Annotated in this window: 17 protein-coding genes and 2 pseudogenes; 11 read left to right on the plus strand and 8 right to left on the minus strand. The window is 69.3% G+C overall.

Annotated features, from left to right (window positions below; genetic code table 11):
* Positions 1–26: 26 nt before the first annotated feature.
* From CPH93_RS00820 to CPH93_RS00845, 4 genes and pseudogenes are all read left to right on the plus strand, one after another.
* Positions 27–1,190, plus strand: coding sequence for an epoxide hydrolase family protein (locus CPH93_RS00820; RefSeq protein ID WP_096211605.1), 1,164 nt, complete (start codon positions 27–29; stop codon positions 1,188–1,190).
* A 1,167-nt stretch (positions 1,191–2,357) separates the two neighbouring features.
* A pseudogene (locus tag CPH93_RS00835) lies at positions 2,358–2,582 on the plus strand (ATP-binding protein); the annotation flags it as partial.
* Positions 2,579–2,929, plus strand: a complete 351-nt coding sequence (locus CPH93_RS00840; protein WP_096211607.1) for a UBP-type zinc finger domain-containing protein — start codon at positions 2,579–2,581, stop codon at positions 2,927–2,929. The pseudogene CPH93_RS00835 and the gene CPH93_RS00840, both read left to right, overlap by 4 nt.
* A gap of 400 nt (positions 2,930–3,329) precedes the next feature.
* Positions 3,330–3,764, plus strand: coding sequence for a hypothetical protein (locus CPH93_RS00845; protein WP_096211608.1), 435 nt, complete (start codon positions 3,330–3,332; stop codon positions 3,762–3,764).
* A 172-nt stretch (positions 3,765–3,936) separates the two neighbouring features.
* Here the strand turns inward: CPH93_RS00845 and CPH93_RS00850 are convergent, their stop codons facing one another.
* The gene (locus CPH93_RS00850; RefSeq protein ID WP_093488193.1) at positions 3,937–4,608 is read right to left on the minus strand and encodes a TetR/AcrR family transcriptional regulator; all 672 of its coding nucleotides are present in this window, start codon (positions 4,606–4,608) and stop codon (positions 3,937–3,939) included.
* A gap of 141 nt (positions 4,609–4,749) precedes the next feature.
* Between CPH93_RS00850 and CPH93_RS00855 the strand changes: the two genes are divergently transcribed.
* On the plus strand, positions 4,750–5,883 hold the full coding sequence (locus CPH93_RS00855; protein WP_096211609.1) for an FAD-dependent oxidoreductase: 1,134 nt from the start codon (positions 4,750–4,752) through the stop codon (positions 5,881–5,883).
* A 184-nt stretch (positions 5,884–6,067) separates the two neighbouring features.
* Here the strand turns inward: CPH93_RS00855 and CPH93_RS00860 are convergent.
* Both CPH93_RS00860 and CPH93_RS00865 read right to left on the minus strand, forming a co-directional pair.
* Positions 6,068–6,391: pseudogene (locus CPH93_RS00860) on the minus strand (helix-turn-helix domain-containing protein); the annotation flags it as partial.
* Positions 6,392–6,550: 159 nt separating this feature from the next.
* The gene (locus CPH93_RS00865; protein ID WP_096211610.1) at positions 6,551–7,372 is read right to left on the minus strand and encodes an NmrA family NAD(P)-binding protein; all 822 of its coding nucleotides are present in this window, start codon (positions 7,370–7,372) and stop codon (positions 6,551–6,553) included.
* 87 nt (positions 7,373–7,459) lie between these two features.
* Here CPH93_RS00865 and CPH93_RS00870 point away from each other — a divergent pair, with 87 nt between their 5' ends.
* A complete protein-coding gene (locus CPH93_RS00870) occupies positions 7,460–7,882 on the plus strand; it encodes a winged helix-turn-helix transcriptional regulator (RefSeq protein WP_096211611.1) in 423 nt (140 codons plus the stop codon).
* A 108-nt stretch (positions 7,883–7,990) separates the two neighbouring features.
* The gene (locus CPH93_RS00875) at positions 7,991–8,425 is read left to right on the plus strand and encodes a nucleotidyltransferase domain-containing protein (RefSeq protein WP_096211612.1); all 435 of its coding nucleotides are present in this window, start codon (positions 7,991–7,993) and stop codon (positions 8,423–8,425) included.
* Between the two features lie 89 nt (positions 8,426–8,514).
* On the opposite strand, the gene CPH93_RS37180 is transcribed toward CPH93_RS00875, so the two are convergent.
* A complete protein-coding gene (locus tag CPH93_RS37180) occupies positions 8,515–8,649 on the minus strand; it encodes a hypothetical protein (RefSeq protein ID WP_269460138.1) in 135 nt (44 codons plus the stop codon).
* A 101-nt stretch (positions 8,650–8,750) separates the two neighbouring features.
* Between CPH93_RS37180 and CPH93_RS00880 the strand changes: the two genes are divergently transcribed.
* A complete protein-coding gene (locus CPH93_RS00880) occupies positions 8,751–9,530 on the plus strand; it encodes an SDR family NAD(P)-dependent oxidoreductase (RefSeq protein WP_096211613.1) in 780 nt (259 codons plus the stop codon).
* 77 nt (positions 9,531–9,607) lie between these two features.
* On the opposite strand, the gene CPH93_RS00885 is transcribed toward CPH93_RS00880, so the two are convergent.
* Positions 9,608–10,717 (minus strand): EamA family transporter, encoded by a 1,110-nt coding sequence (locus CPH93_RS00885; protein WP_231977125.1) that lies wholly within the window; start codon positions 10,715–10,717, stop codon positions 9,608–9,610.
* Between the two features lie 63 nt (positions 10,718–10,780).
* Positions 10,781–11,329, minus strand: coding sequence for a GNAT family N-acetyltransferase (locus CPH93_RS00890; protein ID WP_096211614.1), 549 nt, complete (start codon positions 11,327–11,329; stop codon positions 10,781–10,783).
* A 514-nt stretch (positions 11,330–11,843) separates the two neighbouring features.
* Here CPH93_RS00890 and CPH93_RS00895 point away from each other — a divergent pair.
* Positions 11,844–12,200: a VOC family protein gene (locus CPH93_RS00895; protein ID WP_093488180.1), complete on the plus strand. Its 357-nt coding sequence runs from the start codon at positions 11,844–11,846 to the stop codon at positions 12,198–12,200.
* A gap of 365 nt (positions 12,201–12,565) precedes the next feature.
* On the plus strand, positions 12,566–14,971 hold the full coding sequence (locus tag CPH93_RS00905) for an ATP-binding cassette domain-containing protein (RefSeq protein ID WP_096211615.1): 2,406 nt from the start codon (positions 12,566–12,568) through the stop codon (positions 14,969–14,971).
* 60 nt (positions 14,972–15,031) lie between these two features.
* Here the strand turns inward: CPH93_RS00905 and CPH93_RS00910 are convergent, their stop codons facing one another.
* Positions 15,032–15,847 (minus strand): methyltransferase domain-containing protein, encoded by an 816-nt coding sequence (locus tag CPH93_RS00910; protein WP_096215233.1) that lies wholly within the window; start codon positions 15,845–15,847, stop codon positions 15,032–15,034.
* A gap of 487 nt (positions 15,848–16,334) precedes the next feature.
* Between CPH93_RS00910 and CPH93_RS00915 the strand changes: the two genes are divergently transcribed.
* Positions 16,335–17,756 carry a hypothetical protein gene (locus CPH93_RS00915; RefSeq protein WP_231977126.1) on the plus strand — a complete coding sequence of 474 codons (1,422 nt, stop codon included), beginning with the start codon at positions 16,335–16,337 and terminating at the stop codon, positions 17,754–17,756.
* Between the two features lie 133 nt (positions 17,757–17,889).
* Here the strand turns inward: CPH93_RS00915 and tpg are convergent, their stop codons facing one another.
* The gene (gene tpg, locus CPH93_RS00920) at positions 17,890–18,447 is read right to left on the minus strand and encodes a telomere-protecting terminal protein Tpg (RefSeq protein ID WP_093488176.1); all 558 of its coding nucleotides are present in this window, start codon (positions 18,445–18,447) and stop codon (positions 17,890–17,892) included.
* Between the last annotated feature and the right edge of the window lie 9 nt (positions 18,448–18,456).

The raw sequence follows: 18,456 nt of genomic DNA on the forward strand, positions 1-18,456 counted from the left end.
CGGTTCCACGACGACCAGGAGGTCTCATGCCCAGCGACGTGCAAGCATTTGAAGCCCACGCAACTGACGCTGACCTCGACGATCTGCGCGCGCGATTGGCCGCGGCGCGGCTGCCGGAAGCTGAGACGGTCCATCGCACCGCGCCCGACCCTCGCCGATGGGAACAGGGCGTACCTCTCGCCGACCTCGCCGACGTCGTGAACTACTGGCGCACCGGGTACAACTGGCGGTCGTTCGAAGCGCGCCTCAACCGGATCGGCCAGTTCCGCACGACCATTGATGGTCTGGGAATCCACTTCCTGCACCGCCGATCCGCGCGCGCAGATGCCACTCCTCTGATCTTGACGCACGGCTGGCCGGGCAGCATTGCTGAGTTCATCGACGTAGTAGACGAGCTGGCAGATCCGAAAGATGCGGACGCGCCGGCGTTCCACGTCGTGGTCCCGTCGTTGCCGGGCTTTGGCTACAGCGACAAGCCGGCCACCACCGGGTGGGGAATCGAAAAGATCGCGGCCGCATGGGTGGAACTGATGGGAAGGCTCGGCTACAGCAAGTTCGTAGCCCACGGCGGCGACTGGGGAGGTGTGATCACCACGGTCCTCGGCGGCAGGTTCCCGGCGCACGTTCTCGGCATCCACACAACGACCGCGCAGGCACCGCCCGGGTTGACAACGGACGGGCTGACGGCGGCCGAGCGCAAATGGACCGAGGAAACCCGCGATTTCTGGGGCCACCACGCGGCGTACGCGAAGCAGCAGGCGACCCGACCGCAGACCATCGGCTACTCGCTCGTCGACTCACCGGTCGGGCTTCTCGCCTGGATCCTTGACAAGTTCGCTGAGTGGACAGATACCGAAGACAGCCCGTTCGAGACGATTTCCAGAGACCGCATTCTTGACGACGTCACCCTGTATTGGCTGACACGGACGGGCGCATCGTCGGCCCGCATTTACTACGAAAGCCACAACTCGCTCGACCCCGAACTTCGGGTCGACGTCCCGTCAGCAATCAGTGTGTATCCCCGCGACATCGAGAAGTGCCCGCACGCCTGGGCACAGGAGCGGTTCCGACAGATCGTCCGATGGAGGTCGCCTGAAACCGGGGGACATTTCCCGTCGCTGGAGGTTCCCGAGTATTTCGTCAAGGATCTGCAAGAAGGCCTCGCGGCAGTGCTGGCCGCTGATCGGTGAATGCGGCTGGGGCTGAGCCCGAATCCATCGGCTGATGATCTGATGGCGTGAGCTGACGGCGTGTGAGGTGATTCGGCGAGAGTCGCCGGTTCCGGGTAGGAATCAGCCGCCGGCCCGCACCGGCTCTTCCACAGGTTCGTCTCCGATCGGGCCCTTGGCGGGCGGGGCGGGCAGCGGCAGGTCAGCGCGGCGGTGGACCGTGGGCGGCGTCGAACAGTCCGATGACGGCGTGGTGCCACCACCACCGGACGGGCAGATGCAGCGTCAGCCTCCTCATCGACGATCGGCTCGGCCTCATGTGGCGCATGCTCGGCGTACCCACCGCCCGGGAGGCCGGTCACGTGCACAGCATCGCGCACAGCTCCCACGGCCTGGCCTGGACATCCCCCTCGTCGTCCCACCGCGGGGCGGCCCCGGCCGGGCCCTGCGCCGTCGGTCCGGCAGCGGGACCTCGCCCCTCTTACGGGGAGGACTGGCCGGAGCCGATCATCCGGGCGCGGTTCTCCGTGAGGACTTCCTGCACCTTGCGCTCGACCTCCGCCGGGTCGAGGCCCAAGGCGCGGCCCATGTGGTCGACCACACCTCCGAGCGCACATTGGTCTCGAAGTCGAGTTCGGCGCGGACATCCTCGCGAGCGGCCTGGCGGTTCTGGCCGCCGCAGCCGCAGAACCAGGCCGCACGAGCCCGTCGGACCACCCTGACCACCGGGACCGCTCGCCGCGCTGCCCGTGACCTTGCCCGTCGCACCTTCCAGTCGGCGGGGTACCCGGACCGCCGAGCCACGCCAATCGAGACGTCCTCCAAGTGCGGACGACCTGGACATCCTGCCGACCTCGCCGGGCGCGAGTCTGGAGACCGTGAAGTTGGGTCACACCATGGTCGAGATCGACGAATCCAACTGCACCTCGACCGGTACCCCGGCGAGCTGCTGTTCCTGCTGCTGAATCGAGCAGTCACACCGCCGCGTTCGGCGGCCCTGCGGACAGCAGCCCCCTCCCCCACTGATGCCCCGAGCATGTCCCGGGACGACGCATCCAGCGCCACTGGCCCTCTTGGAGCAGTAGCGCAGGCTTCGGCCGATGGCCTGGCGTTCCCGTGATCGGCGTCCTGACGGGTGCCGCACCGGGTAAGGAATTTCGTGCATTCCACAGCGACGAACCCGAGTGAGGAGTTGCTCTCCGACCGGAGATCCGCGACCGCGTCTTCGACCCGTTCTTCACCACCACACCGGTGGGTGAGGGTACCGGTCTCGGCCTGGACATCTCATGGCGGATCGTCGTCAACAAGCACAACGGGGACCTGCGGTTCCACTCCGTCCCCGGCGACACCCGCTTCCAGGTACGTCTCCCGCTCGCCTCCCCCGACCCCCGTCCCCCACAGGAGCCGTCATGAATTCCCCGAACGGAATCGACCCCACCGTCCCACCCAGCGGAACCGGATGCGCCGAGTGCGACGCTGACGGCGGGTGGTGGTTCCACCTGCGACGCTGCGCACAGTGCGGCCACATCGGCTGTTGCGACGACTCACCCGCCAAGCATGCGACGGCCCACGCGCGGGGCACCGGGCACCAGGTGATCCGCAGCTTCGAACCGGGCGAAACCTGGTTCTACAGCTACGAGACTTCGGAGGTGTACGCCTCGGGCCCGCCCCTGGCTCCCCCTGAGAGCCACCCGGCCGATCAGCCCACCCCCGGCCCCGCGGGCCGAGTCCCGGAGGACTGGGCCGACCGTCTGGGATAGCTAGACCGCTACCGCTGAACTGCGGGAACTGCTGCGTGCCGCCGACGTTCCTGCCCCTACGTTCTGGGCGCGCACACCCTCGGCTGTGCCTACGCCCGCCGCTTCCTGCAACTGTTACCGGCCTGCATCACGGCGTCGGCGCCCTCGTACGCCTCCCAGGGCCCGGACCGGCGCGGGACGCGTTCGTCGAGGTCAAGGGCGACGACCCGCCACCCGCCCCCGGACGGACATTGCCGTCGGATTCCTTACCGGGCTCGGTGCCGACACGTCGCATTCCGGCCGACCGCATGTCCGCCAATGACCGGTTCTCGCCTGGTTGGGAACGGCTGCCCCTGCCAAGCTCAGGTCTCCGCAGAAGGCCCTATGCCGCATAAATTGCCTTTTTGGGAAAGGAATCCGCATGCGCGTCAGACTCGTCACGGTCGCCGTGGCTCTCTCCGTCGCACTGGGTGGCACCGCCCTCGCCGCACCCGCCGCTCAGGCCGCGGCGCACCGGCCCTCCGTGGCACCGGTGGCCAAGGCGGCCGAAGCCGGCTTCAACGTCGGAGGAATCTGGACCCTGTACCAGAGCAATTCGTCCAACACCACGCTCTCCGTGACCCAGGACGCCCAGGGCAATCTCACCGGCATAGCCAGGGCGGGAAGTGCGACAACGGGCACCATCGAGCAGGGGTTCGTGGACGGTTCCTACCTCTACTTCGTCATAGCCTGGAGCGACGGCTCGACGGGCCGCTACATAGGCTCCCGCGGCGCTGACGGCCGCCTCAGCGGAGTCACCACCGACCTGGCACATCCCTCCAGCCACGCCACGTGGTACACCACCTGGACGTTCTGAAGCCCCATAGCTCCCCTGCGGGCCCCGGTGCGGCGCACCGGGGCCCCGCCTCAGTTCAGTCGCAGCGGCAAGATGCTCAGACCACGGCGCCTGACCGTCGCATGTCTCGGCTGCGCATGCCCGAGCGACGGCCAAGGGATGCCGGCTGCGATGGTGAGGGTCGGCGGGTCGGCTACTGGCGAGCGGTGATTCCGGTGAGGATGAGGTCGATGCCGGCGAGGAACTCTGCTCGGTCGTCGTGCTTGCGCAGTTGTCCGGCGACGGTTCGGGTGAACGCGTACTGGTCGGGGTCGAGCTCCGCCCATGCGGCCGCCACGGCGTCGAGGAACTCGGTCCGGTCCGTGCCCGGCTGGAGCGTCCGGAGGTTGGCGGCGTTCTGACCCGCCACTCCGAGGATGTAGTTCATCAGCGCGGACGCTGCGGTGAACTGGGCGGCTTCGGGCACTCGGAGCGCCTGGACCCGGCGTCCGATACGTTCGAAGACCCGCAGCATCGGCGACTGCCCGGGCGTACGGGCGAGGTACGTGCCGACCCATGGGTGGGCGTCGAACGCGTCGAACACGCCGAGCGCGAGGGCGCGGATCGCCTCCTGCGGCGTCGCGTCGGTGTCGTCGCCGGTGATGGTGGTGGTGACGACTGCGTCGGTGGCGGCAGCGAGGAGTTCGGCCTTACCCGTGACGTGCCAGTAGATCGCCCCTGGGCCGGTCGCGAGGCGCTCGGCCAGTGCACGGAACGTGAGACCACTCTCGCCCACCGTGTCGAGGAGTTCGACGGCAGCGCTGATGATGCGCTCCCGGGAGAGCGGTTCCTGCCGTCGTTCCGGACGACGCGTCCTGCTTGCCATGCCTCCATTCTAGCCGCCTTGGAACACTGTTCCACCTTGACAATGCATGGAACGCCGTTCCACTCTAACCCTGCTGGAACAGCGTTCCAGTCGTGACCGCCGGGCGTCCGCCCAGCGGTCCGCGATCAGGAAGGAAGCACCATGACCAATCCGGTCACGATCATCGGCGCGGGGCTTGGAGGACTGACGCTCGCCCGCGTCCTCCACGTCCACGGCATCCCGGCGACGATCTACGAAGCGGAGACGTCGCCGATGGCTCGCGCCCAGGGCGGCTTGCTCGACATCCACGACTACAACGGGCAGCTCGCGCTCAAGGCGGCCGGACTGTTCGAGGAATTCCTCGGCATCATCCACAAGGGCGCCGAGGCGTCGCGGGTACTCGACAAGGACGCAACGGTCCTGCTCGACGAGCCCGACGACGGTACCGGCAAGCGTCCGGAGGTACACCGCGGCGCCCTCCGGCAGATTCTGATCGACTCGCTGCCCGCCGGCACGATCCAGTGGGGGCGCAAGGTCACCGCGGTCCGGCCCCTCGGGGGCGGCCGGCACGAGGTGACGTTCGCGGACGGGGAGACCGTGACGACCAGCCTGCTGGTCGGTGCGGACGGAGCATGGTCGCGGATCCGTCCGCTGCTGTCCGACGCCAAACCCGAGTACGTCGGCACGTCCTTGATCGAGACCTACCTGTTCGACGGCGACACCCGCCACCCGGCCAGCGCCCGGGCCGTCGGCGACGGCTCGCTCTTCGCCCTCGCCCCCGGCAAGGGGATCTCCGCCCACCGCGAGCCGGACGGCGTCCTGCACACCTACGTCACGCTCATCAAGCCGCAGGAGTGGATAGCCGCCATCGACTTCACCGACGCCGGCGCGGCCACGGCCCACGTCGCCGCGGAGTTCCATGGGTGGGCCCCGGAACTCACCGCCCTGATCACGGACGGCGAAACCGACCCGGTCCCGCGCACCATCAACGCCCTGCCGATCGAACACCGCTGGGACCGCGTGCCCGGCGTGACGCTGCTCGGCGACGCCGCCCACCTGATGCCCCCGTCCGGCGAAGGAGCCAACCTCGCCATGTACGACGGCGCCGAACTCGGCAACGCCCTCGCCGCGCACCCGGACGACATCGAGGCCGCGCTCACCGCGTACGAGGAGGCTCTGTTCCCGCGCAGTGCCACCGCTGCCGCCCAGGCTTCCCACATCCACAAGCTGTGCCTCGACGACAACGCCCCGCACAGCCTCGTCGGCTTCTTCACCAACTACGGGCAGGCTGGGTGAGCCACAGCGGCTCCGGCACGGGCCCATCAATCGGGAGCCGCCTGCGGCGCGTTGGACGGGGCCTGGTCCGGACGGCGTCGAGGACGACCTGGACGACCAGAACTACCTTCTCGCCGGCCTCGGCGACGACCAGGACGCTGCGGCAGGCCGCGGGAGCGGGCCGAACCATCCGGACTGTCGGCAGCCGGCTGACGGTACGACGGCCGATCGGAGTGCCCTGGCCGACGAGTTCGAACGCGATCCTGGCCGCCGACCACTTTCGAGTGCGGCGCAGCTCCTCGATCCGCGCGACCACGTCGGCCCCAGTCGCTGTCGGCTGACGATGCGGAGCTGAGGACCGGTCGTGCAGACCCAGGTCGCCACAGCGGCGATAGCGGTTCACCCACTTCGACGCACACGCCCGGGAGATCCCCATCTCAGCGGCGACATGCGCGATCGGACGGTTCTCACAGCGTTCCACGAGGCGTCGGCGGCCCTCGACGGAAAGGGGCGCATTGCGGTGATGCATGAATGGTCTTTCTCATCAGAGACACCCATTGGTGGCCAGGGGGTGCCGGATGTCGATCGGTTCTGCGAGATAAGCAGTCTGGCGACACAAGTGAGTCCTCCCGTCGCGATCGCCGGGAGGACTCGCTTCATCGCTGAGCGCGTGTCGCTGGCGCCGCCGCTAAACGCTCGCTTCCGGCCTGGTGGCGGACGCGGCCGCTACGGCGGTAGCCAGTGGATCGCGAGCTGCGCGGCCAAGGATGTCGGTGAGGTCGGGTGCAGTACCGTCCAGGAAGCCGTGCCGGATGCCCGTGGCGATCGAGGCGAGCATCGGCGGTTGGAACGGCAGCAGCCCCGGCGTCTCCTCAAGGAGCCTGCGCCGGTACTCGCCCAGGCTGATGCCGCGATGCGCGACACCGAGTTCCTGGGCCACCTGCCCCGCCGTGATCGGCGTGCCGACGAGGTCATAGACACGCCCGCTGTGAGGTGCCGTATTCGCCGCTACTATCGCCGCAGCCTCGGCCAGGTCCTCTCGCGCGACTGCGGCCACGGCACCATCCCCGAATGCGGACTCCACACCGTTACTGGCCCACATCAGCAGACCGCCGAAGAGCTCGGCATAAAGGCCGTTGCGCAGGATCGTCGACGGCAACCCGCTCGCCCGCACCAGGCGCTCGGTCGCACGGTGAGCCAGAGCGAAACCGAGATGATCACCGGCAGTGGCCAGGCTCGTGTAGACGACGTGCCGGACGCCGTCGCGGACGGCGGCGTCCAGCACCGCCGCGTGCCGCCTGACGACCTGGTCGTCCTCGGCATAACCGGCGGAGACCAGCACCAAAGTCGACACACCAACGAGATCAAGGCTCACGTGGTCGTCGAAGTCGAGACGCCGCATCCCCTCACCCGGCGTACGGCTGCCGCCCATCGCAACGGCACCACGGGCATGCAGCGCCGCAAGCGTGGCCGCGCCGAGGTTCCCGTTCGCTCCGCTCACCAAAATCATGATCAATCGATCCTTCCGGGGTGGTTCTCATCAGTAACTATGCTTGATACTCGACCGCACTCCCACCGGCCACAAGGAGGCAGTTTGATGTCACCCACGAACACCGGCGTAACCACCGCCCCCGCCGACCTCGACCCCTGCGGACGCGAGGACCACCCCGACTGCGGCATCCGCGATGTCCTGGACCGCATCGGCGACAAGTGGTCGGTACTCGTGATCGTCGAACTCGCCAGTGGACCGCGCCGCTTTCGTGAACTCCTACGCGCCATCGACGGCATCTCCCAGCGCATGCTCACCCTCACCGTGCGCAGGCTCGAACGCGACGGCCTCGTGCTACGCACCGTGTACCCAACCGTCCCGGCCCAGGTCGACTACCGCCTGACCGAGACCGGGGCCGGCCTTACGCACCTGGTCAAAGCACTCGCCGACTGGTCCCTTGCCCACCGTGCCGTCATCTCCGAGGCACGGCACGCATACGACATGGCCCACCCCGACCACGACATCCGCTAACGCGAGCAGCTACCGCCGCATACCGGACACCGGCTGACAGGGCGCTGCCAACAACGTCATGACCAGCAACAGCTAGGGGGCATTCCAGTGCATCGTGATGACCAGTCAGTGAGTGAGCCCAATGGCCTGTCGCCGGAGCGCATCGTCGAGATCCAGGAGGTCATCGGCCGCATCACACGCTGGGCCACGGGCCGCGAAGACATCGTCGGTCTGCTCTTGGTCGGCTCGTGCGCGCGCAACGCCGCGCGACCCGACTCCGACATCGACATCGTCCTGCTCACTGCGGACGAGCCCGGATACTTCGACGATGCATGGGCCATGGAACTCGGCCTGTGCAAGCTGATCCGCACCCGGTCCTGGGGGCCCATCATGGAACGTCGCTACGCCACGGCCTCCGGCCTGGAAGTCGAGATGGGCATCGGCCCGGAGACCTGGGCAAAGACAGATCCCGTCGATCCGGGGACGCGCCGCGTCGTGACCGGCGGCGCCCGCTTGCTGCATGACCCGACGGGCATCCTGGCTGACCTTCTCGCTGCCTGCTAGTGATCGGCGGTGTGGGTCTCGTCGCTGCTGGACCGATTGCTCGGCCGATCCGACTGGAGCTGCAAGGCGGTTCGGCGGCCGTGGCGAATTCAGGTCTTCGAGTCGACGATGTGGTGGTGGTCATCGCGCGGGGTGGCAGGGTCGGCGTTGCCGTCCCAGACGTAGGTATGGCGGTCCCGGTAGACGGCCTGACGGTTGCCGTGGCTTATGTCAGATATGGACAACCGCTTCTGCCCTCCGTTCGTTCAGGTGTCAGTCGGTCCCGCAGGCCGTCAGACGCGAGCCCGGCCATCCGGTCCTGCGCCACCCGTCCTAAAGTTCAGGCATGACCTCGCAGGCATACCTCTCTGAATTGTTTTCGCTGGATGGCCGGGTGGCAGTGGTGACCGGCGGTAGTTCCGGCATCGGCCGGGCTATCACCGAGGCTCTCGCGCGTGCAGGGGCGAGTGTGGCGGTCGTGGCGCGCAGGAAGAACGAGTTGGCCGCCACGGTCGGTGAGCTGACAGCTCAGGGGTGCCGGGCGGCATGGGTGAGTGCAGACCTCAGCACACGCGACGGTGTGCGCGCGGCGGCCGAGGAGGCGGTCGAAGCCTTCGGGGAGCCCGACATCCTCGTCAACTGTGCCGGGGTCAATCTGCGGCCGCCGATAGGGGAATTGGACGAGGAGGTCTGGGACACCACGATGGCGGTGAACCTTGAAGCGCCTCATCTGCTGGGACAGCGCTTCGGGCCCGGCATGGCCGAACGGGGTTACGGGCGCATCATCCACATCACCTCGCAGCAGGCACATCGCGCGTTCGTCCAGAGTGGCGCTTACGGCGTCTCCAAGGGGGCGTTGGAGTCGCTGGCCCGGTCGCAGGCCGAGGCATGGTCGCCGTTCGGCGTCACCTGCAACACGCTCGTGCCAGGGTTTGTGATGACGCCGCTCAATCAGAAGTTGTCGTCCGACCCCGAGAAGGTCGCGGCGCTGGCGGCGCGCACGATGGTCGGGCGCAACGGGCTGGCGGAGGACTTCGCCGGCGCGGCGGTGTTCCTGGCGAGCCGCGCCTCTGCGTACGTCACCGGACAGGCGGTCTTCGTCGACGGCGGGTTCTCCGTGCACTGAACACGGAGCTGGGAGTGCGTACCGGACCGCCGGTGCTCTGGGGGTCGGCTTCGTGGACGTCGCTTGCGCGTGGAGGGTCAGGCCGCGCGCGTTCCCCGGCCGACGGTGCCGACCGAGGCCAGCGCCACCGCCGCCACTCCGGTCCATTGCTGCGGGGCGAGGTGCTGGCCGAGGAACGACAGCCCGATGATTGCCCCCACCGCGGGTTCGAGGCTGGTGAGCACCCCGAAGACGCCCGGCGGCAGGCGGCGCAGTGCCGCCATCTGGAAGGAGTAGGGCAGCACGCTGGAGAGGACGGCCACCGCGGCGGCGATGGACAGTGTTCCCGGGTCGAGCAGCCGTGTGCCGGCCTGGAGGATGCCGTACGGCAGGCTCAGCAGCGCGCCCCAGCTCACGGCGAGCGCGAGGCCGCGGCCGTCCGGCAGATGCGCTGCGAGCCGCTTTCCGACGAGGATGTAGCCGCCCCAGCAGCCTCCGGCGAGGAGGCCGAAGAGGAGGCCGGCCCCGTTCATCGGGACACCGGAGCGGCTGAGGAGTACGACGCCGGTGGCGGCCAGCGCGGCCCACAGGAGATCGGCCGGCCGGCGGGAGCCGGCGAGCGCGAGGGCGAACGGACCGATGAACTCCATCGTCGTCGCTGCGCCCAGCGGGACCCGGTCCACCGCCTCGTAGTAGCTGAGGTGATGGACGGCGATCAGGGTGCCGGCGCCCAGGGCCAGGCTCCACGTCCTGCGGTCCCAGCGCCATCCCGGGCGCCATAGGGCGACCAGCAGCACGGCCGCGAGCGTCAGACGGAGCGCCACGACGCCCGCCGGCCCCACGAGCGGGTACAGGCCGGTGGTCAACGCGGCACCGCCCTGGAGTCCGAGCACGCCGCCCAGGACGAGCACCGGGGCGGGCACCGTGTTCAGGCCGTGGCTGATCGCGTCGGTGGCCGGTCGGCACAGTGTGGCGGGCGCGGCGATGGGTCCTCCTTGGTGGCGGCGCCGGCACATGCGGTGCGAGGGGGCGGCGGGAGTCGGCGGCCCCCCCTTCCAGCGGGCGTCCGGGGTGCCGGCGGCCTCGCTGCCTCCCGGTGTGCGGTCGGTATCAGCTGCGGGTGCCGGGCGGCCGGCGTCGGTATCGGGTGGCGGGTGGCGGGTTCGGGTATCCGTGGTGTCCGTGAGCGCGGTGCGGGGGTGCAGCATGCGTCAGGTGTCGGAGACGCGCAGGCTGCGATACCGGTGACCATGGCAGTCAACGGGGCGATCTCACAAGGCCCGTTGGACGATGGAATCCGCATGGTCAGGCGGACACAAACCCTGGCAGCAACGGTCGGTCCCGCATGGCTGCCGTCCTCCCCCGGCCGATGGGATGCGCAGCGCACACACTCGGCGAAGGGCGCTTCTTTGCCCCTTCTTTGTGTGGCGTACCCGGCTCTTTGTGTGTGGCGTACCCGGCCGCCACCGGCCACCCCCCTGACGGCTCTCCTCGGAACCGGGAATCGCGGCCGGCCAGAGTTCCTCACCTGTGGTCGGCAGGCTCGGGAGGGTGCGATCCGTTGGGGCGAAGCCGGACTTCTCCAGGGCGCGCTGTTCGGCGATGTTCGCCGTCTCGGGGTCCGCCTCGATTCTCACCACAGGTGTGTGCGCGAACAGGTACCGCACCAGCAACCGCTGCGCCTGCGTGCCGGTGCCACGGCCCCGGCCCCGGCCCTCCGGCAGCAGCTGGGCCCCGATGTTCCAGCAGTACGAGCTCTGGGACGTCACGGCCTTCCGCCATGCCACGAAGCCGAGCCGGTCGGCGCCGGCCACCACCATCAGCTGGCCGCCCTAGTCGCTCAGCGGGCCGACCAACCTGCGCCCAGCGCCGCCACCAGCGCCCCGGGTCCGACCAGCCCAGCCATACGTGGCGATGTGGCCCTCAGCGCGCTTCGGCACGGTTGATCCGAAGCTCCGTAGTTGTCGGCCGGCGCCGGCCTGGACTGCAGTTCCTGGCCGGCATCGGTCGTCACCACCGTGCGAAGAGCCTTGAAACGACTTATCCACAGGCAACGACGAAACTCCGGCTCAGGGCGCTAGCGTGACCGCCATGGACATCACCCCGCACGCGAGTTTCCTCCCGCACGACGCCCCGGATGCATCCGTGGCCTTCTCTCACGACCGCTCGGAGGTGGTTCCGGTGGTTCTCCTTCTCTTGCGGGCCCGGCCCGGTTAAGACGGCGGCCGACCTGCCATCTGGGGCGATCGGGCGGTCGAGTCCGAATTCCCCGCTCTTCCCCGTTCGTCTTCGAGCCAGACCACCCCGCCCAGACCCACGACTTCAGGAGTGACCATGACCGGCTCTTCCACCCAGGGAATCAAGACCGTGCTGCATCCCGTTTCCGACCTGGCGGCGGCCAAGGAGGTGTACACCGCCCTGCTCGGCGTACCGCCGCAGGCCGACGAGCCCTACTACGTCGGCTTCGATGTCGCGGGCCAGCACATCGGGCTGGTGCCGGGCGGTGGGCCGCAGGGCATGACCTCACCAGTTGCCTACTGGCACGTGCCGGACATCGAGGCGAAGCTGGCCGAGCTGACCGCCGCGGGTGCCACCCTCAAGGAGCCCGCGCGCGACGTCGGTGGCGGCCGCCTGGTGGCCACCGTCACCGACCCCGATGGCAACGTCCTCGGGCTGCTTCAGGACCAATGAGCGCCGGCCCCCCGGTCAGTTCCGGCCGCGGATGAGTGCCGGCCCTCCGCCCCGCTCGCAGCGTCGTCGCGACACCCGCGTGCGCCGGCCACGCCGTACCGCTGGTTCCGCATCTCCCCGCGCCGCATCCAGGCCTGTCGCGAGGTGAACGAGCTGGCCGGCCGAGAGCTGGTGCGCGACGGCCGCTGATGGGTCTGAAGGCTTGGCCGGCGCGCCGCGGGGCCGGGGCCGCAAGGCTCCACGGGCCGCAAGGCTCCACGGGCCGAGGCGAAGGAGAACCGGACGTACTGCTTAAGCTGGCCCAATCGAGCCAGGCGACGCCGACGGGATGCCGCCAAGGCGGCCGCCCGACAGAGGGAGACACGATGAGCATAGCCGCGAGGACGGATACGCAGTCGCCTGCGCTGCACGTTGCCGACAGCCACGGTCTGATCCGCGTGCACGGCGCGCGCGAGAACAACCTCAAGGACGTCAGCGTCGAGATTCCTAAGCGCCGACTGACGGTGTTCACCGGTGTCTCCGGCTCGGGCAAGAGCTCTCTGGTGTTCAGTACGATCGCCGCGGAGTCGCAGCGGATGATCAACGAGACCTACAGCGCCTTCGTGCAGGGCTTCATGCCGACGCTGGCGCGGCCGGAGGTCGACGTGCTCGAAGGGTTGACGACCGCGATCATCGTCGACCAGCAGCGGATGGGTGCCGACCCGCGCTCCACGGTCGGCACCGCCACCGACGCGAATGCGATGCTGCGCATCCTCTTCAGCCGGCTCGGGCAGCCGCACATCGGCTCGCCCAACGCGTTCGCCTTCAACGTCGCCTCGGTCCGGGCGAGCGGCGCGATCACGGTCGAACGCGGTGCCGCCAAGGCCAAGCCCGTGACCTTCACCCGTACCGGCGGCATGTGTACCCGTTGCGAAGGCCGGGGCTCGGTCTCCGACATCGACCTCACCCAGCTCTACGACGACTCCAAGTCGCTCGCCGAGGGCGCGTTCACCATCCCCGGCTGGAAGTCCGACAGCTTCTGGACCGTGCGGGTCTACGCCGAGTCGGGCCTCCTCGACCCGAACAAGCCGATCCGCAAGTACACCAAGAAGGAGATGCAGGACTTCCTCTACCGGGAGCCGACCAAGGTGAAGGTCGAGGGCGTCAACCTCACCTACGAAGGGCTGATCCCCAAGATCCAGAAATCGATGCTGTCCAAGGACAAGGAGGCGATGCAGCCGCACATCCGGGCGTTCGTGGAGCGGGCGGTCACCTTCACCAGCTGCCCCGAATGCGACGGCACCCGGCTCAGCGAGGCGGCCCGGTCGTCGAAGATCAAGCGGATCAGCATCGCCGACGCCTGCGCGATGCAGATCAGCGATCTGGCCGAATGGGTCCGCGGCCTCGACGAGCCGTCGGTGGCGCCGCTGCTCGCCAAGTTGCGGCACACCCTTGAGTCGTTCGTGGAGATCGGGCTTGGCTACCTCTCGCTCGACCGGCCGTCGGGCACGCTGTCCGGCGGCGAGGCGCAGCGCGTCAAGATGATCCGCCACCTCGGATCCTCGCTCACCGACGTCACCTACGTCTTCGACGAGCCCACCATCGGCCTGCACCCGCATGACATCCAGCGGATGAACGACCTGCTGCTGCGGCTGCGGGACAAGGGCAACACGGTGCTCGTCGTGGAGCACAAGCCCGAGGTGATAGCGATCGCCGACCATGTCGTCGACCTCGGCCCCGGCGCCGGTACGGCGGGCGGCACGGTCTGCTTCGAGGGCACCGTGGAGGGGCTGCGGACCGGCGGCACCGTCACCGGACGCCATCTCGACGACCGGGCCGCCCTCAAGGGGACGGTGCGCACGCCCACCGGCTCGCTGGAGATCCGCGGGGCGACGACGCACAACCTGCGCGGCGTCGACGTCGACATCCCGCTCGGGGTGCTGGCCGTCGTCACCGGCGTCGCCGGCTCCGGCAAGAGCTCGCTCGTGCACGGGTCGCTGGGTCAGCAGTCGGGGGCCGCCGGCGCCGGTGTGGTGTCGATCGACCAGACCGCGATCCGCGGCTCGCGACGGAGCAACCCGGCGACGTACACCGGACTGCTCGACCCGATCCGCAAGGCGTTCGCGAAGGCCAACGGCGTGAAGCCGGCGCTGTTCAGCGCCAACTCCGAGGGGGCCTGCCCCACCTGCAACGGCGCCGGCGTCCTCTACACCGACCTGGCGATGATGGCCGGCGTCGCCACCACCTGCGAGGAGTGCGACGGGAAGCGGTTCCAGGCCTCGGTCCTCGACCACCGCCTCGGCGGCCGCGACATCAGCGAGGTGCTCGCGATGTCGGTGGCCGAGGCCGAGGAGTTCTTCGGCGCCGGCGAGGCGTCCACGCCGGCCGCACACCGCATACTCGGCCGGCTCGCCGACGTCGGGCTCGGCTACCTCACCCTCGGGCAGCCGCTCACCACGCTGTCCGGCGGCGAGCGGCAGCGGCTCAAGCTGGCGACCCACATGGCCGAGAAGGGCGGCGTCTACATCCTCGACGAGCCGACCGCCGGTCTGCATCTCGCCGACGTCGAGCAGTTGCTCGGCATGCTGGACCGGCTCGTCGACTCCGGCAAGTCGGTCATCGTCGTCGAGCACCACCAGGCGGTCATGGCGCACGCCGACTGGATCATCGACCTCGGCCCCGGCGCCGGCCACGACGGCGGCCGGATCGTCTTCGAGGGCACACCCGCCGACCTCGTCGCCGCCCGCTCCACCCTCACCGGCGAGCATCTCGCGGCCTACGTCGGCGCGTGACCGAGGCCCTTGCGGACACTGTGGGGGGAGTTTTCTGGCGACGGGCCGAGCCGGCGGGCCTCATGGGCGGCGACCCCACGCGGAGATCATCGGGGAGGTGGCGAGGTCGAGGCGGCCCGAAGTGACGTTCGCGAGATGCCGATTGATCTCCTCGTCCGTCGCGAGGCCTGCCTCGACCAGTCCGTCGCGCACGTGTCGGATCGTCGCGGCCTCCAGGACGTCGCAGGCCGCAGAGGTGATCGGGAAGTAGGCGTCCGCGGTGACGTCGGCCAGCCCCGCCTCCCGCAGTAGTCGGGGGAGTTTGCGTCCGTAGGCAAGGTCGGCACCGCGAGCCGCCAGCAGCGAGCGGAATCCGGCTCGCAGCCTGTTGGCCAATGCCTGCTCGGGCCCGTACTCGTCCAGGCGGATCAGCGGCTGCGATGCCGGATCGGCGTCCTCCACCAGCAGCCACCCGCCCGGCCGCAATGCGCCGACCATCGCGCGTAGGGCACGTTCCCTGTCGGCCACATGCACCAGCACCAACCGGGCGTGGACGAAGTCGAAGCCGCTCCCTGGCGGCTCGTCCCGGCCCACGTCGTGGCGCAGCACCTCGATGCCCCCTCCCGCTGCCCGGGAGGCCCAGGAAGTGTCGATGTCGGTCGCCAGCACCCGACCGGTCGGCCCGACCCGGTCGGCCAGCCATGTCACCACCGAGGGGCCGCCCGCCCCCACCTCCCAGCACTGCCACCCCGAGGCGATCCCCAGGCCCTCGATGTGCCGGAAGGTGGTGGGGTCGAAGAGCTCGCTGAGCGCATCGAAGCGGGTGCCCGCCTCGGGTTGTGCATTGTCGAGAAGATAGCCGCCATCGTTGCGGGAGTCCGGTGCAGAGCTCGTCATGACGGGATTGTCCACCTCCTGCACACCCCCGTCGCAAGGCTGTACCAGCTTCCGGCACGTCGTCCCGTAGTTGCGCCGCCGATCCTGTCGGCCGTCCCCCGGGGCCCGCCCGGAGCTCTGGGAGAGCTCTCGGGAGAAACGCTCGCCAACAAGCCGCCAGCAAGCGTGCTCAGCCTCGCCACCTCAAGCGCTCCCCGGCTAAGTACAGCGCTCAGCCACAGTGACGGTGTCTGTGCCGAAGCACGATAGTTGTCACCGTCGGCATCCGCCGGCCTGCGGCTTCAGTAGGACAAAGCATGGTGGTTGTCACCGATGCGGCGCGCTACCTGTCACCAGCGGCAAGCGAAGCAGGGGCGATGTCACCGCGTTCGGCTTCTGGTGGGCAGGGTGCCGAACAGCGGCCCTTGGCGATCACGGGCCATATTTCGCGCGCCCTACGCGAACCCCGCCCCTACGATCACCTGGTACGACTGCTGGAGGGGCGGGAATGCTTGAGGACATCGAGGACGGGACAGCGGCAGCGACGCGGCTCGCGGGAGGTACGCCGCTTCACAGCACGCTTGATGTCGCCGACCCCGCTGACTGGCTCGCGCTGGACGCAGGAGTGCGTGAGGTGGCCTGGAACCGCCCGCAGTTCCTGCCGGGGCGGGAGCATTCCGCCCCACTGCCCGCCGACCTGACTCAGCTCGGCGAGTCTCGGCTTGCACTCGCCCTCTGCCACCGCGACGGGCGGATCCGTCAGGAGGCGGTGCGTCAGTCGGTCCGATGCCCCGGTCTGCTGCCGTTGGTCGTGATCCGCTGCGCCGATTGGGTCGGCCCAGTGCGCGAGCTCGCCCGGCAGTTGCTGCGCGAGGCCCTGAACGTGGACTCTGCCCTCGACCTCGCGCCGCTCATCCTCCGCGTCGGCCGCCGCGACAGAGGGGCCTTCGGCGTCGACGTGCTCGGCCAGATCCTGCGCCAGGCATCCCACGGGCAGCTCGCTGTTCTCTTCGCTGACCCCGACCGCGTCGTCCGGCGGTTCGCGTACCGGCTGGCGATCGAGGGCCAACTGCTCCATCCCTCTGAGCTGGCCCGCGCGGCCGGCGGGGACCAGGACACAGTGGTCCAGGACCTGTGTGCCACAGCGGCGCTCACGGCTCTGGGGGATGAGGATGCCTACGAAGGTGTGCTGCCTCCACTGCTGTCCGCACGAAACCCGCGTACCCGTTCGGCCGGCGTCACCGCATTGAGACGGGCGGGGCGGTCAGAGCAGGCGGAGCCGTTTCTCAGCGACCGTTCCGCGCTCGTGCGTGCTTGTGCCCGGTATGTCGTACGACAGCAGGGTGGTGACCCGGCGGTCTGGTACCGGGAGCGGTGCACGACACCGGGCGACCCTGAGTTGCCGCCCGGCGCGGTTATCGGGCTGGCCGAGTGCGGGAACCGCGCGGACGCCGGGCTGCTGCAGCCGCTGCTCGTGCACCCGGCGGCCGGGGTGCGGGCGCGAGCGGTGGCAGGGCTGAGGGCGCTGGACTGCGCGGATGCGAAGCGGTTGCGGCCGCTCCTCGACGACCCTGCCGCCGGTGTCGTCCGCGAGACCGCCGCCGCTCTGCTGCCCTCGGCCAAGGAACTGCCCGCCGACTGGCTATTGGAGCGCACCAGCTCCGATCGGCCGCGGCACGTCCGCGTCGGCGCCTTCCGGCTGCTCGACGCGCGCGGCGGCACCGCGGCACTACGGGCGGCGGTCGGTCTGTTCCAGGACCCGGATATGAAGCTGCGCACCTGGGCCGCGCAATCAGTGCAGCGCTGGCATCCGTCGCCGGACGGGCGGCGCGGCGACGCAGAGGTGGGTGAACTGCTCGACCAGAGCCGACACCTCTTCAGCGACCACATGCTGCGCCGGCGCAAGTGGGAAGCTGGGGTGGACAGCTGAGACTGCACCGTGGTCCAAAACTCTGCTCAGCATTCGCCCCCCGGTGGCCCTGGTGACAGCACGCCTGCCTTGGGGACAACTATCGTGCTTTGGCTCAGTGTCACGGCCCTCGCACATGCAGGGATCACAAGGATCAGTAGTCGAGTTCTACGTAATCGATGTCGGTGAACTCGACCAGGAGGCCGTCGGCGCGGCGGCCGCGGTCCTTGAAGTAGATCTCCTGCAGGCCCTCGGCGGCGATGTTCTGGAGCTCCTGCTCGGCGGCGCCGGCGGCCTGTGCGTCGAACAGCCGGGCTGCGTAGGCGGGCGGCAGGGCCTGGGTGATGAGGCGGATCCGGCCGTCGTCGGTCGAGCCGGGGGCGGCGGTGAAGCCGAAGCGGGCCCGGGTCTCGATGACGATGCCGTCGGTGGTCGCCGCCCGCCTCTTCGCCCGCTCGCGGACCCGCGGCTGCCATCGCTTGCGGACCTCCCGCTCTATACGTGCGGCGAGGTCCTTGCGGGGCCGCTTGATCTGCGCCTTGACGTAGCGCTCGACCGTACGCTGCGAGATGCCGAGCAGCTCGGCAACGGCCTTGGTGGAGCCCTTCTCCGTCTTGACCAGGAACCGCATCTGCGCCGGTCCGGACTTGGGGATGGGGCGGGTGGTGGTGTGCTCCGCGGCCTTGTCGAGGCTGTCCTGGATGATGCCCATCGCGCTGGT

The organism is Streptomyces sp. 2323.1, from assembly GCF_900221035.1.
GTDB lineage: Bacteria > Actinomycetota > Actinomycetes > Streptomycetales > Streptomycetaceae > Streptomyces > Streptomyces sioyaensis.

Excerpts from the sequence above, each read along its gene's own strand:
- CPH93_RS00820 (WP_096211605.1), top strand. The coding sequence starts at position 27 with ATGCCCAGCGACGTGCAAGCATTTGAAGCCCACGCAACTGACGCTGAC.
- CPH93_RS00840 (WP_096211607.1), top strand. The coding sequence starts at position 2,579 with ATGAATTCCCCGAACGGAATCGACCCCACCGTCCCACCCAGCGGAACC.
- CPH93_RS00845 (WP_096211608.1), top strand. The coding sequence starts at position 3,330 with ATGCGCGTCAGACTCGTCACGGTCGCCGTGGCTCTCTCCGTCGCACTG.
- CPH93_RS00850 (WP_093488193.1), bottom strand. The coding sequence starts at position 4,608 with ATGGCAAGCAGGACGCGTCGTCCGGAACGACGGCAGGAACCGCTCTCC.
- CPH93_RS00855 (WP_096211609.1), top strand. The coding sequence starts at position 4,750 with ATGACCAATCCGGTCACGATCATCGGCGCGGGGCTTGGAGGACTGACG.
- CPH93_RS00865 (WP_096211610.1), bottom strand. The coding sequence starts at position 7,372 with ATGATTTTGGTGAGCGGAGCGAACGGGAACCTCGGCGCGGCCACGCTT.
- CPH93_RS00870 (WP_096211611.1), top strand. The coding sequence starts at position 7,460 with ATGTCACCCACGAACACCGGCGTAACCACCGCCCCCGCCGACCTCGAC.
- CPH93_RS00880 (WP_096211613.1), top strand. The coding sequence starts at position 8,751 with ATGACCTCGCAGGCATACCTCTCTGAATTGTTTTCGCTGGATGGCCGG.
- CPH93_RS00885 (WP_231977125.1), bottom strand. The coding sequence starts at position 10,717 with ATGCTGCACCCCCGCACCGCGCTCACGGACACCACGGATACCCGAACC.
- CPH93_RS00890 (WP_096211614.1), bottom strand. The coding sequence starts at position 11,329 with ATGGTGGTGGCCGGCGCCGACCGGCTCGGCTTCGTGGCATGGCGGAAG.
- CPH93_RS00895 (WP_093488180.1), top strand. The coding sequence starts at position 11,844 with ATGACCGGCTCTTCCACCCAGGGAATCAAGACCGTGCTGCATCCCGTT.
- CPH93_RS00905 (WP_096211615.1), top strand. The coding sequence starts at position 12,566 with ATGAGCATAGCCGCGAGGACGGATACGCAGTCGCCTGCGCTGCACGTT.
- CPH93_RS00910 (WP_096215233.1), bottom strand. The coding sequence starts at position 15,847 with ATGACGAGCTCTGCACCGGACTCCCGCAACGATGGCGGCTATCTTCTC.
- CPH93_RS00915 (WP_231977126.1), top strand. The coding sequence starts at position 16,335 with ATGCTTGAGGACATCGAGGACGGGACAGCGGCAGCGACGCGGCTCGCG.
- tpg (WP_093488176.1), bottom strand. The coding sequence starts at position 18,447 with ATGGGCATCATCCAGGACAGCCTCGACAAGGCCGCGGAGCACACCACC.